The 14,616-nt window shown below is 50.5% G+C and carries 10 protein-coding genes; 6 read left to right on the forward strand and 4 right to left on the reverse strand.

Annotation, left to right across the window (positions count from 1 at the left end; translation table 11 throughout):
* Positions 1-296 precede the first annotated feature (296 nt).
* Positions 297-7,310: an S-layer homology domain-containing protein gene (locus B1728_RS02045; RefSeq protein WP_079908500.1), complete on the forward strand. Its 7,014-nt coding sequence runs from the start codon at positions 297-299 to the stop codon at positions 7,308-7,310.
* A 389-nt stretch (positions 7,311-7,699) separates the two neighbouring features.
* Here B1728_RS02045 and B1728_RS02050 read toward each other — a convergent pair whose 3' ends face one another.
* A complete protein-coding gene (locus B1728_RS02050; protein WP_079908501.1) occupies positions 7,700-7,936 on the reverse strand; it encodes an alpha/beta-type small acid-soluble spore protein in 237 nt (78 codons plus the stop codon).
* Between the two features lie 94 nt (positions 7,937-8,030).
* Here B1728_RS02050 and B1728_RS02055 point away from each other — a divergent pair, with 94 nt between their 5' ends.
* Entirely contained in the window at positions 8,031-8,906 is an 876-nt protein-coding gene (locus B1728_RS02055; protein ID WP_079908502.1) for an ATP-dependent DNA ligase, read from the forward strand.
* 41 nt (positions 8,907-8,947) lie between these two features.
* Here the strand turns inward: B1728_RS02055 and B1728_RS02060 are convergent, their stop codons facing one another.
* Genes B1728_RS02060 through B1728_RS02070 form a run of 3 tightly spaced genes read right to left on the reverse strand, consistent with a single transcriptional unit; the run spans position 8,948 to position 11,081 of the window.
* Positions 8,948-9,448, reverse strand: coding sequence for a YhjD family protein (locus B1728_RS02060; RefSeq protein WP_079908503.1), 501 nt, complete (start codon positions 9,446-9,448; stop codon positions 8,948-8,950).
* On the reverse strand, positions 9,445-10,713 hold the full coding sequence (locus tag B1728_RS02065) for a DNA polymerase IV (RefSeq protein ID WP_079908504.1): 1,269 nt from the start codon (positions 10,711-10,713) through the stop codon (positions 9,445-9,447). The genes B1728_RS02060 and B1728_RS02065 overlap by 4 nt, the downstream gene beginning before the upstream one ends.
* A complete protein-coding gene (locus B1728_RS02070) occupies positions 10,710-11,081 on the reverse strand; it encodes a YhjD family protein (RefSeq protein ID WP_079908505.1) in 372 nt (123 codons plus the stop codon). Before B1728_RS02070 ends, B1728_RS02065 begins: the two co-directional genes overlap by 4 nt.
* 233 nt (positions 11,082-11,314) lie before the next feature.
* Here B1728_RS02070 and B1728_RS02075 point away from each other — a divergent pair, with 233 nt between their 5' ends.
* The 4 genes from B1728_RS02075 to B1728_RS02090 all read left to right on the forward strand — a co-directional run bounded on the left by B1728_RS02075 (position 11,315) and on the right by B1728_RS02090 (position 14,311).
* Complete coding sequence (locus B1728_RS02075; RefSeq protein WP_079908506.1) at positions 11,315-12,364, forward strand: TIR domain-containing protein; 1,050 nt, start codon at positions 11,315-11,317, stop codon at positions 12,362-12,364.
* Positions 12,342-12,554 (forward strand): hypothetical protein, encoded by a 213-nt coding sequence (locus B1728_RS02080; protein ID WP_079908507.1) that lies wholly within the window; start codon positions 12,342-12,344, stop codon positions 12,552-12,554. Before B1728_RS02075 ends, B1728_RS02080 begins: the two co-directional genes overlap by 23 nt.
* Before the next feature lie 162 nt (positions 12,555-12,716).
* Positions 12,717-13,586, forward strand: coding sequence for a YitT family protein (locus B1728_RS02085; protein WP_079908959.1), 870 nt, complete (start codon positions 12,717-12,719; stop codon positions 13,584-13,586).
* A gap of 116 nt (positions 13,587-13,702) precedes the next feature.
* Positions 13,703-14,311 carry an undecaprenyl-diphosphatase gene (locus B1728_RS02090; protein WP_179135843.1) on the forward strand — a complete coding sequence of 203 codons (609 nt, stop codon included), beginning with the start codon at positions 13,703-13,705 and terminating at the stop codon, positions 14,309-14,311.
* Positions 14,312-14,616: the final 305 nt, after the last annotated feature.

A 14,616-nucleotide genomic window follows, 5' to 3' on the forward strand; every position in this document is an offset into this window, starting at 1 on the left:
TTGTATAATCTGGAGTTCAATCACTAAGCGGTCAACCCTGTCTCTCTACTCCTTTTATCCACTGACAGAGCAGATGCTTTGTCCATAATCCCGTTCAAGATATTCTGTCGTTCCATTATGAAGTTAAGAAATTTACGCTAGGCTTTACCGATTTCGTAAAGGAGGCTTTTGAAGATGCTTAGGCAGCATGCCGCTAACAGAGTATTAACCTTAATATTGATTGTTGCTCTCGTCATTTCCCTTTTTCCGGCACCCTTTATCCCTGTATCCACAGTTCACGCGGCGGAGGGGACAGCTTGGGGTTATTGGATGTGCAGGTGAATAAACCTGTTGATGTTAACGTTAATCTGAACATGGCAACTATCGATATCTCATTGCCCTACGGCACCTTGTCCCAAATGCTGAATATAACGATCAACCCGGGAGCAAGCGCGGCGCTTTATAGAGCCGACGGAACAACGGCTATCGCTTTTACCTCCAACAAAAACGATGCCAAGCTGGACCAATTGTCCGCAAGCGGGCCAACGAATTTTTATTTGGTCCTTACGGATAAAAATGATAGCAGCAACAGCAAAACATACACCATCACGGTAACGGTGGATAGCAATATTCCAGCCATCGCCGGGCCTATGGGACCTAACGACAAGTATTTACCTCTTAACATCCATAGGGGAGAAAATGCCTGGGATGTGCTGGGTGCATCGAAAATCGGCAACGGCAGTACGACCGGTTCCATAGAGGGTCCAGGCGCCGCCTCCTCTTACAGCGGGAAAAACTGGAATGAGTCCTTCTACGATCGTTCCGGCGAGTATCCGGCGGCTTCGACAGTAGATGAATCCTGGATCGGAGATAATATGTATTTGCAGACCATTGGCAAAAATGATGCGAATGCGCTTGCAAAGTATGGCATTGCTAATATACCGGGGACCGAGAAGCTCAACTCCGATATTTTGCGTTATCACGAATTTTTACCTTTTAAAACCCCGGAGGGTGTGAGCCGGGATGATGGAGATCGCGGAGCCGTAGGCAGCGACCGCCAGAGGCTGGAGATTAAGAGCAATACTGCGGCATCCAATATCGATGCTAACAGCGTAGGCGGGGACATTATGACCCACCACTGGAGACTGATGCTTCCATCGGAAACGTTAAGGTTCCAGCAGGACGTCACGAATTATAAAGCCGGCGATTTTATTAATCCGCATCGCTTCTGGCATATCTTTCAATTGAAAGCGATCTCAGGCGATGAAGCCGGCCAGCCGATCACGACCCTTACGCTTGTTTCAAGCGGCGGCAAGGGACAGCTGGAATTCCGCAACAATCCGGACGGTACGGCTGCAGACAGAATCAAACCATTGTTCACCATTCCTTTTGACAAGGTGGTTGACCGCTGGCTTGATTTTGAGGTGACGATTTTATCTGCGGACAAAGGCTACGTTTATGGCAAACTGGTGGATCTGGAAACCAACGAAGTGCTGTTCGAAGGCGGGATGACAGCCGAAACGCTGCGCCGCCCTGAAGAGAAGAATCCGGCTACAGGCAGACTCGAAAGAGGGGACCAGCCCATGGTAGCGGGACAGCAAAACCGTTCCAAATGGGGGCTGTACCGCGGGATGTACAATGGTGCGGGAGATGCGGCGTACGCTGATGAATTCCAGGCGGCTACGATGTATTTGGCTGACGTGCATTTGATCAAACGGGACAGTAACAGCTATGTTTTCCCTGACGGATGGGACCCTAAGGCGCAGCCTAAGGAGATTGTAGCTTGGGCGAGACCTGCGGCTATTACAACCACCGTAGGAACGGCCTTCAATAGCTTAGGCTTGCCTTCCCAGCTTGATGTTACCTTAAGCACAGGGAAGGTTGAGAAGGTGAATGTCACCTGGAGCCCGGCCGGTTATGATCCTAATGCAATGGGCAGCTATAAAATTACGGGCCAATTTGACGGGACGGGGATCACGAACCCCAAAGACATTCAGCCTTATGCTGAGGTTAATGTTAATACGGGCTATAAGAACTGGGCGATGACGCCTGGTGCGGAACTCAAGGTCGTCAGCCAGAGCAGCGGCACCAAGAACAACTTTATTGACGACAAATCAGATACCTCCTGGCAAGCCCATAGCTCCTTGGGAGCTTCAGCGGCAGAAACCTATCAATATTGGGCGGCTGTCAAGCTGGAAAAGAAAATCGATATCAGCAAAATCCAAATCGAATGGGGCAGCAATAGCAGCCTGCTGAAAAATTACCAGGTCTATTATACCAATGATGCTGCTGCTTATACGGAGCTTGTGGAGGGCGGCACCCTCTCGGCATCCTCGAGCGCAACGAGAAAACCGCTTGAAACGGCACATGGGGGCTCCTGGATTCCCATCTCTGAATTAGGGCAAAGTACACCCCCTTCACCTGGTAATAATCAAAAAATAGATCAAACTTTGACGGCACCGGTTGGGGCTCAATATGTACTGCTTGTATCCGACGTCACTCTAAAAGCAGGAGCCGGAGGAATCAAAAGCAATGAATTCCGGGTATTCGGAGAACCTTCTGCAGCGTCCGACAGCTCCTTGGCCATTAGCAAGCAAAAGCTGAACCTTGCCATCGGCAAACAAGAGACACTTAGGACCGTAGTTCTGCCTGAAAGTACACCAGATAAGTCGATCACATGGCTGTCCAATAATACGGCGGCAGCATCGGTAGATGCAAACGGCGTCGTAACCGGGATAAGTGAAGGTACAGCGCTGATTACTGCAAGTAAGGGGAACCTGAGGCAAACCAGCACCGTGACGGTCATGAATGCCGCAGATATTCCGACAGCAACGGGCTCATTGAACCTGCTGGACAAGACACGCTTTACCCCGCAAGCAGGGGTGAATCTTAAAGTAAGCTCGGAAGCGCCGGAGCATCCGGGAGCGGACGCTTTGAAGGCGGATGGCAGCGGCTACTGGCGTAATTCAAGCTCTAAAGTGTATAAGAGCGATTACTCGCCTTCCTCCTTGGCTTTGACGCTGGACCTGGGCGCTCCCAAAACGATTGATAAATTGTACCTGGAAATACCGAACAGCATCCCCAACATCCAAAGCAATGCGACCAGGTTTGAGGTGTACTACTCCAATGATCCTGCATCCTGGGAAAGTGCGCCGACGGCTTCAGATACGGCCAACAATTACGACTGGCAGGCCAACGGCTGGACATTGGCCGGCGGTACGGAGACTGAAGGGCTGTGGTCTTACGTAACGTATGGCGGGCAGCAATGGGGCTATGATACGAAGACATTCCTGTATCCGTTCACAGCCCGGTATGTCATGGTCAACACGATTCTGGCCGGGTCCCGCAGCAAGTCTACGGATCAAGACTCGATGATGGGGCTGTCCGCCCTGGCTATTTACGGCAAAGACCCTATTGCCAATGCAACGGCTCTAGTGCCTGCCAAGGATACTTACAGCACCTGGGATCAAGCTGCTGCAGTCTCAACGACGATAAGTCTTGCCGGCGGACAGGCGCTGACGGGGATTACGAAGGGCGGAACGGCGCTTGTCAAAGGTACGGATTATACGCTATCCGGAAATACGGTTACGTTTACCGCTCCTTATCTTGCGAAGCTGCCTCTCGGCACAAATGAATTTACATTTGCTTTCAATACCGGCTCCCCATCCATTTTCGCACTTGATGTGACGGCCCGCGGGTATGGTGAAAATGCCAATACAATCAAGATGAATGCCATCGAAGGCGTGTCTCCATACAATGTATTGGGAGGGACAATGGGTACTGATGAACCGGTAGAAGGCGTGACCAAGAGAATCAGGGACGCTTACCATCATTATTACGGCGATCTGCCCCGGGCAACCGCAGCAGACGACCATATTACAAGCGTTTGGGACGATACGCTGAAGAAGAATGTATTCAAGCTTTTTGAATATGGCAGAGGGGCAAATAACGAATTCGCCGATAAGGTCCGGGATGGTGAATACGGCCATAAAGGTGTGTTTGACCCAAGCGTAGGCTACGTTGTTTACGGCGCGGCGATCAACGACAGGCAGCGAGTTGAAATTCGGCCAAGCGAAGATTCGACTCATGATTTTACGGCCTATGAGGGTGATATCGTTTCCTACAGCTGGCTCTGGAATATACCGGACGGCAATCAGTGGAATCAGTCCGGCTTCCGGCATATTTTCCAGCTGAAGGCTACGAATGCACAAGCGACCAATACATTGCCGGGAGGTAACACCAGCGATGAGAACGGTGCTTATATTCTGGCTATGTCGATCTCCGGCACCTCAAAGAGAAACCTTGTGGTGAATCATAACCGGTACGACGGCGATAAGAACCTTCTGACCATTCCGTTAAGTGAGCTTGACGGTCACTGGATTAAGGTGGAGCTAAATGCGCTGATATCGGATACCGGATGGCTCACCATTAAGATCACGGACACGGTAACCGGCAAAGTGTATACTTATGACAGTCCAGATGTGTATCAAGTGTTCTCCAATCAAGGTGCGAGCGACGGCGTGAAGGATTTGTGGAGAAGACCGCAAAGAGGCAGCAGCTTTGAGACCGAATATCCGGCTGTGTTTGATCAATATTTGCGTCCGAAGTGGGGGATTTACCGAAGCTCCAATGGAGGCAATAACTCAGCTTTTGACGTTCAGCTTCAAGTGGCTGATATTACTATAAGCAAGGTGGCGTCCGGGATTTCGTCCGTTAACCTTGCGCTGAATAAAAAAGCATACAATGTGGGCCCGGTCACCGGCAATACGATTCAGAAGCAATCTGCTGCGGCCAATGAGTACGGGAATGCCAATAAACTGACTAACGGCGTGCTGCAGGACCCAACGAAATGGAATGTAACCAACGTGACAAGCCTTGATCAGATCGGGAACTATTCGTGGCTCGGTACGGATGGGGACAAAAAAGGCAGCTTCGTTATAGATCTAGGCCTGGCTATGGATTTCAGCCAAATCCGTTTGTTTGCCAAGTCGACCCGGTTAAAAGGTGCAACGGTTTATGTATCCGATGATACATCGAATCATGCTTCAGCCGCCGAGTTTGACTCCATGACCTTTAAGCAAGTGGATAAAAAGACGGCTCAGGGGTATACGTATGCTAGTGGCAATACTAGCGGCGGTACGGATACGGACGATAGCTCGTACCCGATCGACCTGGGCAAGACTTATCATTCCAGGTATATCAAAGTGACGGTAGAGAACGCATCGGGCGGCAATGCAGGAGCCGATCTTACAGGACCTCCGCGCCTGACGCAGGTTCAAGTGTTTAATGCCCCAACGCCTCCGCAAAACCTAATGCTGGATCCTACAGCTAAAGTTTTGAAGTGGGATGCAAATCCGTTAAGTGAAGGTTATGCCGTCTATGATGGCACCAAGGTACTTGCTGATATGCCGAAAGACGCAGCAAGCTATACTTTACCGGCTGCCTTAACAGATATGTCCAAAATTGCAGTGAGATCCATGGGAACAGACCCGTATTCCCGTAAATTTATGATTTCAGCACCTGCTTTCCCGACAGATTCGCAAGTGCTTCCAGTGGTCATAGGGATTAATCCCGAAAACGTGACGACCAAAGCGGGAACAGCACCGGTAATGCCAACGGTGGTTACTGCGGTGTACAGCGATAACACGACCCGTCAGCTAGGAGTAACGTGGGATCCTATCGATCCAACGAAGTACGCGTCTGCTGGCAGCTTCACCGTAGAGGGTACGGTAACCAGTACAACGTATAAAGCGTTGGCGAATGTTACAGTAACTCAGCCGGTATGGCCGGCTAATTCCAGCCTCACTGTTTCCGTTGTGACACCAAGAACGGCAACATTAAAATGGACGGCAGCCGAAGCGGGCAGAGGAATAAGCGGGTATAAAGTATATAACGTTATAGGGTCGACCTACACCGAGGTTGCGTCGTTAGGCAATGTTCTGAGCTATGATTTGATAGGCTTGTTGCCAAACACCAGCTATACTTATGCAATCCAGGCAGTGGATTCGGATGGAACCCGAAGCGTTTACGGCCCTACGGTTACATTTAGAACCGTTCCACCCAGCTCGGGACCGCGTCCTGGCGGCGGTTCGTCAGGTGGTTCGTCATCCGGTTCCGGCGGTACTGCTGAGCCATCGGATTCTGGCAGCCATGCAGGCACTATCGACCTTTCCAAAGATGCGAAAGTGACCAAAGAAACAACGGCAGATGGCAAGCCGGTAACGAAAGTGACCGTTGACGCCGACAAGCTGGAAAAAGCCTTATCCAACGCGCTTGTTACGATCGATGTGAAGGACAGCGAGTCGACAGTGAAAGTGGAGCTGCCGGGCAATGCTATTCTGAACGCTATCGGTAAGCAAAGCAATGCGATTATTCGGATTCAAGCTAATGGAGTTACTTATGAGCTGCCTGTAAGTGTGCTCAAGCATATTCCTAAGGTTGCAGTTGTCACGGTCACCATCTCTAAAGTTTCCGGTAAAGCCGGGGATGATATTGCCGCGGTGGTGAAAAGCTTGAACGCGAAGCAACTGATTTCGAATCCGATCGAGTTTAGGATCGCCGTTAACGGGAACGAATTATCCGATTTTGGAGGTGTGTATGTCAATCGCACCTTCGGCCTGGGAACCGCTGTAGATCCAAGCAAGATAACGGCTGTCTGGTTCGATTCGAACAACCGGATGCATTTCGTACCCGCCGTCATCACGACGAACAACGGTTCATCGGACATCACGATTCGTTCGCCGCATAACAGCATTTACACGGTCATTCAATCGGATACATCGTTTACGGATTTGCAAGGGCATTGGGCCAAGGCGGATGTAGAGCTTCTGGCGAACAAGCGGATCGTGAACGGCACAACCGACCAGCTGTTTACGCCGGATGCGAACATTACCCGTGCTGAGTTTGCAGCTTTGCTGGTTCGCTCTCTTGGATTAGCCGAAGTACAAGCGGACGGGTTCCGCGATGTACAATCGAGCGACTGGTTCGCGGGAGATGTAGGTACAGCCTACAAGGCAGGGTTAATTACCGGTTTTGAGGACGGCACCTTCAAGCCTAACGATAACATCACTCGCGAGCAAATGGTCACCATGCTGGTTAGAGCGCTCAAAGTCGGCGGCAAAGAAGTGAAGCTGGACAAAGCAGTCCTGGATTCATTCGCTGACCGTGCAAGCATCGGCGACTGGTCGAAGGATGCTGCTGCTCAGGCTCTGAGTGCAGGCATTATCCAAGGAATGTCCAATAAGGAGTTTGCGCCGCAGGACAAAGCGACTCGCGCGCAAGCGGCAGCTGCGTTGAAGCGTATGCTGCAGTACCTCCAATTCATTAACTAACAATGTTTCACGAAGAAGCTGTTCCGCGGCTTTCAGACCGCGGGATGGCTTTTTTTCGTGTTTACGGCCAGCTCAACCAAAAGCGAACAGGGTCGATAGCTCCGCCACCGACCCTGTCATTATCCCAAAAAAATAACCCATCATTGGTGATGGGGCAGGTTGTTGAAAAACTTTTGCGTGAACTATGCAACATATGGAGGTGGGATGTGCCTCGGAGGAGTTTACGTCCGCCTTTGAAACCCGTGAAAATACTGCTAAACATAATGGACATTTCACGGGTTTCAACAGCGGCTGGAGGGGTATATCCCACCGGAATATATCGGCAGTAGTTTAAGCTCTACAGGTTTTCAATAGACTCAACCCATCATTGAAGATGGGTTATGCCGATCCTATTGAAAGCGTACGCCGGAGGCGGAGGAAAGCTGCTGCTCGGCAATCTGCACCAAGCGGCGAACCATATGACCACCGATCGCACCGGTATCGCGGGTAGCCATGTAGCCGTAATAGCCGTCCTGCGGAATTTGAATGCCTAATTCTTGCGCTACCTCATACTTTAATTGCTCTAGAGCACCTGCAGATTGCTGTACGATAATCTGGTTGCTGCTTCTGGATTGTCCACGTGCCATTAATCATCATTCCTTCCATGTTAGGGTAATTTTAGATTCCCCATCTTTTCCCTAATTATTCATCACTCCGCTCATGTTAAAATGATTGTGGGTGATGAGTATGTTTATCTCGCCGATGCTAGCGGATTGCCGGGAGACTCCCTTTTCGGATCAGGCTTATGTGTTCGAGCCTAAGATCGACGGGCAGCGTATAATATTGTCGAGGCGCGGGAAGGAGACTCGTCTCTTTACGGCGGACGGACTTGAATGCACCAAGCAGTACCCTGAGCTGCACCGCCTTCCCTTGGAGGGAGATGTCGTGCTGGACGGGGGGCTGTACTGTATAGATCCAGACAGTGGAATGGCCGATGCCGGATTGGCGATGGAAAGAATGCAGCTGAAGCAGAAGAAGCGGATTCAGGCTTTTTCTTTACAAAGACCGGCACAGTATATGATTTGGGATATCTTATTTCATAAGGGCCGTGATCTGAGGCCTATGCCTTTAGTCAAGCGGCGGGCGCTTCTGGAATCGCTGCTGCAGCAAAATGAACGGTTTCAGCTCGTTCCGCAGACGGAAGCGTACGGAGAAGAGCTGTTTCAATCTATCGTTGCTTCCTCCATGCAGGGCATGATGGCCAAGCATAAAAACAGCCCTTATGTATCGAGAGTATCGCACGATTGGGTCCGAATCCCCAATTACCAATATGTCGATGTGGTCATTTCGGGTTACCGGAAGGAGCCGTTCGGCTTGTTTGCCTGTATCGAGGAGGATGGTGCGAAGCAGTCCGTCGGACTGATAGAGTCGGGTGTGAATGAAAAGCAGATGCAGCTTTTCCATTCAATGGCAGGCAAGCTTGCCGTCAAGGAGGATGAGCATACTGTTCATCTTGCGCCTGAAATCAGGGCTCGCGTCCAATGCCGGGGACGGACCCGTCATGGGATGCTGCGAAGCCCCGAACTTATCGAATTTATTGAGAAAAGCCCGAAGTGAGCAGCCGAGTGCTCCGTCGGGCTTTTGGACGTTATATGGGGCTATTTTACTTTATGGCTGCTAGCGGCTTCCTGAAGCGTTGCGACCAGGCTTTTGGCATAGCGGCCGATTCTTACGCTGATCTCCGAACGGATAAAGTCCTTTGTCATAATGAAACGGTCTTCACGGCCGCGGCAGCTGTACCGATAACACAGCGAGTTGTCGTCCTTCGTATCTTCAAATACCTGAATGTGCCGCTCCAGCAAAGCTCTCTTATTCTTCATGACATCCTCGCGGATATGTCTCGCTAATATTTTGGCAGCGGCGGAATAGAGGAGCTTCAATGTCTGGGTGGACATCTCGACTTCGATGCTCTTCTTTTCAACAATTTGCAGCGCGACGGGCAGCAGGACGGAGTCCCGTATCATGTCCATTTCCTTGTTCGTCGGCGGCTCGGGGGGCGGGGCCGGCGCGTCTTTTCGAATAAGGGACTGCTCTTTATGCTGCGGAAGCATCATGCGGCTTGATTCCCATAATCCGTTCCCTTCGAGTTTCTTGCTCATTTATAGTGCCCTCCAATTTTTTGTGCCCTCTCGAACGCTTGCCCGGAGGCGGTTACTGAGGACGCTCTTACGATGGCCGCGCTGCCGTAACGTTCCTTGATCTGATCGGTGACCCGGTCCAGTGCCCGTAATTTCGGTTGATCCTCGAATAAAGTCAACTGGTATACTTCATCGTCCGTTAACCCGCTCAGCATAACGCCGAGGCGTCGTACGGGCATCTTATCCCAATGACGGTAGAACAAGGTTTTGACGGCCTCGAAGACCGCACTGGTATTATTCGTCGGATCGGGCATTTTCATTTGCCTCGAGAATCCGGTCGGAGCCTCGTAGGGGCTGCACATGCAGCTGACCGATACGACACCGCCCATGTATCCTTTGCGCCGGCAGTCGCGGCAGACCTCCTCCGTCAGCTCGAGCAGAATCGTCTCTACCTCGCTGTTCTCGATATAATCTCTCGGCAGAGTCATCATATGGCCCACCGATTTGGGCGGCGTATGGAACGTCCCGGGGGTGACGGGGGAGTCATCCAGGCCGTTAGCCGTTCTCCACATGACCTCCGCGTGAATATCGCTTTGCTTGCCGAAGCGAGCCCGGAATTTCTCCTTCAAGCGGGGGAGCGGGGTTCTCGCGATATCCCCGATCGTAAACATCCCGAGCCGCGCGAAATGCTTCATCATGCGGGACCCGACGCCGAACATTTTTTGTACCGGCTCAGGCCAAAGCTTATTTTCGATTTCCTCTTTGCGCAGGATGAACAAGCCGCTATCGCTCTTCTTTGCCCAGATATCCGTCGCGATTTTGGCCAGTATTTTATTCGAGCTGATGCCGATTCTTACTTTTACTCCCGTTTGCTGAAGCACCTTCTGCTGGATGGATCGGGCTATCGTCAGCGGATCTCCCCAGATCCCGAGACTTCCGGAGACGTCCAGAAACTGCTCGTCGATTGAAAAAATTTCAACCAGGTCGCTGTATTCCTTGTAAATCTCCGTGATCATGAGAGAGACGTCGATGTAATGCTGCATGCGCGGACGCATGACCACGAGCTGCGGGCATTTGTTCAACGCCTCGCCCAGCCGCTCGGCGGTAGTGACTCCATAGCTTTTGGCTATGGGGCAGGCCGCCAGGATGATGCCGGAACGGCGCGCCGGATCCCCGGCCACAGCGACGGGCTTATCCCTGCACCCGGGATGGTCCGCCTTTTCCACACTGGCATAGAAGCTCTGGCAGTCCGCCAGAAAAATCGTTCTCTCGCCCTTCGTGATCATTTTAACCGCCTCCGCAAATTCATAAGCGTAGTCATAAGCTCCGCTTTTACCAGGCTTCTTAGCATTTTAAAATGATGGATGTAACCGCGGACCTTATATTCCACATCGATGCCAAGTGTATTCATCTCCGTGTGCAGCACCTTGATGCTTCGCTCCCTCATCCTGTTCTTAAGGGCTTGCAGCTCGGGATAAATGGAGCGTTCGACTTCCCTGAGATAAAAAATCACATGGTTATAAACAATTTTGTCCTTGTACAGGTTCAGCTCCTCGATATCTCTCGCCAGCATATCCAACAGAATGGGCAGCAGGGTGTATTCCTTGATGATTTGAATATCTTCTTCGGTTTCTACTCTTGGATTGATACTCATAAATGACACCACCGTAATGCGAACATGTATTCGTATTTAATTCTTATTATATACCGAACACATGTTCTTTATGCAAGTGTATTTTATGGAAATTGATGTCGCTGCTGTTTGATAAAAAAACTTCGAAGGGACTATCAACAGAACAGGAAAATTTTGCTACACTAATAGAGATACAAGCATGGGATCGGTTTACCGGAGACTAGAGAATTGATCTTGAAAAGGGGAAGTGTCCGTTGTCGGTATCGAGGCAAGACCGAAAACCGGAGCTGTTCATCGGCTCCTCAAGGGAAGCGATACATTATGCGCGGGCCGTTCACGAAAGCCTAAGCCGCTCGGCCCAGGTGACTCCATGGTATACGGCATTCGGGGCCAATTCCTACACGATGGAAGCGTTGGAGCAGCAGCTGGATCTAAGCGACTTCGGAGTGTTCGTGTTTGCGGCGGACGACGTTGCTCTTTATCGCGGACAATACGTATTTATTACCCGGGACAATACGCTGTTCGAGATGGGGCTGTTCTGGGGAAAGCTGCGGCGCAGCCGCGTGTTCGCCCTGGTCCCGAGATCGGTGCAGGAGCGGGATGACCTCATCCGGGATACGACGATCAAGGACTTTCATATTTTATCCGATTTGCAGGGGTTAACTCTGCTCACTTATCATGAAGCGGTACGCGGCAATTATTTGGCGGCAGTCGATGTCGCTTGCGGCTACATTGCCAAGGCTATCGAGGACGAGCAGACCTTCACCGATCCTTACCAGCTTCTTGCGGAGAAGGAAGCCGAGCTCGAGAGGAAGCAAAGCATCCTTCACTTCTTCTGGGAATATAATCGGAATGTGACGGCTGCCGATCCGGAGGAGAAGTACCATTCCTTCAGCGAGGCCGTTCGCAATTCCTTGCTTACTCCCGAAGGGTTTCGGGTGACCGGGGCGGCCATTTGGAAGAAGGAAGGGAATGACGGCGTCCGCCAAGTGGGAGGGAATGTAGGGAGAGGCAAGTTTTACCGGTTCCAGACATACGCGGAGAAGAAGAACGACAAGAAAATATACGTGCTGGAAGCCTTTTTGAACAGCACCTGGGAATTTTTGCGGCGGAAAGAGGTTGCCGAGGTGTATGTCCTATGTTATCCTCTAGATAAAGAGCATGTGTTATCCGTGCATATTTCGGGACTGAAAGTATTATCCAAGGAGGATCTTACAGAGATCGTCCATCATAACGAAGAGCTGCTGGCAACCATTAGTCACTTAGTTGGAGGGGATTCAGATGAACAGAAGCGCAGGGTTTAAACGGACTTCGATTTACGGATCCGCAGCGGGACGGTGGGCTGCTCCAGGCTCTGCCGACTTGGGTACGGCTCGCGAAGAGCATGATGCCAAAGCGGGCGTCTTTATCGGACCTTCCGTTGAAGGCGGCGACAAGGAATACGTTCACGTCATCAGCGGAAAAGTGATGAACCGCAAGCCATCGTTTATATAATCATAGCCTCGCAATAAGTTAGGAGCCGTGCGTTGAACGTACGGTTCTTTTGGCGTTGTCGACAATGAGGTTTTGAAGAACCCGTCCCTCTTTCAAAAAAGTTGGTTTTTTTACGAAAAAAAAGCGAACGCTATGGTTAAAAAAGAGAACGAGGTAGGGAAAATGAACAACCGGGTACATAAAAAGAAAACTTGGCTTGAATTTTTGAAGGCCTTCATTTTTATATCCATCGGTGCGGTGATGATGGCCGTAGCCCTTGAGGTTTTCCTGGTGCCTAACGATGTTATCGACGGGGGGATTACCGGGATTTCCATCGTGCTATCCAAACTAACGGCGTTTCCGTTAGGGTTATTTATCTTCTTTATCAATCTCCCTTTCCTGGTCGTCGGCTACAAGCAGATCGGCAAGACGTTTGCGTTCTCTACACTGTACGCGATTGCCTTGATGTCCGTAGTCACAGCTTTATTGCATCATGTAGAGCCTTTTACCAACGAGAAAATATTGGCCGTTTTGTTCGGAGGGCTCATTCTCGGGTTGGGAGTCGGTCTGGTGCTGAGGTTCGGCGGGTCGCTGGACGGCACCGAGATTGTGGCTATCCTGCTGTCAGAAAAATTCAGATTGCCTGTCGGTCAGATCATCATGTTCATCAACGTGTTTATCTTTATATTGGCCGGCTTTGTGTTCGGCTGGGACTCGGCTATGTATTCCATTTTCACCTATTACATCGCTTCCAAGGTCATGGATATTGTCGTTCAAGGTCTGGAGGAATCCAAATCGGTTACGATCATCTCGAATGAATATGAGGAAATTTCCCATGCGATCATGAAGCGGCTGGGCCGCAATACGACGTATATTTACGCCAAGGGAGGATATTCCAAGGAGGATACCCAAATGATCTATTGCGTCGTTACGCGGCTGGAGCTGAGCAAATTGAAAGCACTCGTTCAGGAAATAGACGAAAGAGCCTTTATTTCCATTCAGCAGGTATCCGATGTGCTGGGAGGTAATTTTGACAAAAGCAGCATCCATTGATACGGTGGAAGATGATGGTTTGCCGCGATACACGTTTTTTAATGAATTATTAATAAATTATTAAGATTTATGCTTTATACTGATCCCGTCATCTTGATTTGGATGGGGGATTACTTTTGAACTACGCGATTTTTCAATTTATTAATCAATGGGCGGGACAGGGCGGCTGGCTGGACAGCGTGATGGTGTTCTGTGCCCGCGATCTGGTTTGGGTTATGCTGCTCATTCTGGCTGTGCTGTGGATCAGCGGCCGCAGCGTGAATCAAAAAGGAGTATTCTACGCCTGCCTGTCAGCGGCCTTGGCAATTCTCGTTGCCGGGTGGATCATTTCACCTATCGTTGATCATCCGAGACCGTTCGTAGAGCATCAGGTGCATCAATTGGTTCCCCATGACGCAGATCCGTCGTTCCCAAGCGACCATACGACCTTCACGTTCTCTATTGCCTTCACGGTATGCATGCTGTTGAAGCGCCGGATGGGAATATTGATGATAGTATTGGCCAGCCTCACGGGCATCGGACGCGTGTATACAGGGGTTCATTATCCTGCGGATATCGCCGGAGGGATCATCCTTGCCCTGCTGTCCAGCATGCTGGTCGTTAAATATCGCGGCTTTGCAGAGCCGCTGGCCAAGCTGTGCATAGGGATTTACAATAAGATCGCTGCAAAACTTCCGTTCCTGCCGCTAGGCGACAGAGCGCGAGCTCAGTCCAACAAAGCATAATACCGTGCAAGGAGAAAGCCTGTACCCCTTCAAGTAAGGAGGACAGGCTTTACGGTACGGTATAATGAAATAAAGAACAACCTGCCCTGATTCAACAAAGGCAGGTTGTTCTGTCTTAATACGGCCTTATAGATTAGTAAAGCACACCGCGGGTTACGATAACCAACAAGATAAAGAGAACCAGGATAACACCTACGCTAGTAAATCCGAAACCTACACCACTCATTTGAAATTCTCCTCTCATATGCTTAGTTTTGGAAGGGGGTATTGCTTATTCCCAAAATAAGTATATGTAAGGGGGAGCC

The sequence above is a fragment of the Paenibacillus sp. 32352 genome (assembly GCF_002042965.1).
Classification (GTDB): Bacteria; Bacillota; Bacilli; order Paenibacillales; family NBRC-103111; genus Paenibacillus_S; species Paenibacillus_S vulneris.

Excerpts from the sequence above, each read along its gene's own strand:
- B1728_RS02050 (WP_079908501.1), bottom strand. The coding sequence starts at position 7,936 with ATGGCACGTGGACAATCCAGAAGCAGCAACCAGATTATCGTACAGCAA.
- B1728_RS02055 (WP_079908502.1), top strand. The coding sequence starts at position 8,031 with ATGAGTATGTTTATCTCGCCGATGCTAGCGGATTGCCGGGAGACTCCC.
- B1728_RS02060 (WP_079908503.1), bottom strand. The coding sequence starts at position 9,448 with ATGAGCAAGAAACTCGAAGGGAACGGATTATGGGAATCAAGCCGCATG.
- B1728_RS02065 (WP_079908504.1), bottom strand. The coding sequence starts at position 10,713 with ATGATCACGAAGGGCGAGAGAACGATTTTTCTGGCGGACTGCCAGAGC.
- B1728_RS02070 (WP_079908505.1), bottom strand. The coding sequence starts at position 11,081 with ATGAGTATCAATCCAAGAGTAGAAACCGAAGAAGATATTCAAATCATC.
- B1728_RS02080 (WP_079908507.1), top strand. The coding sequence starts at position 12,342 with ATGAACAGAAGCGCAGGGTTTAAACGGACTTCGATTTACGGATCCGCA.
- B1728_RS02085 (WP_079908959.1), top strand. The coding sequence starts at position 12,717 with ATGAACAACCGGGTACATAAAAAGAAAACTTGGCTTGAATTTTTGAAG.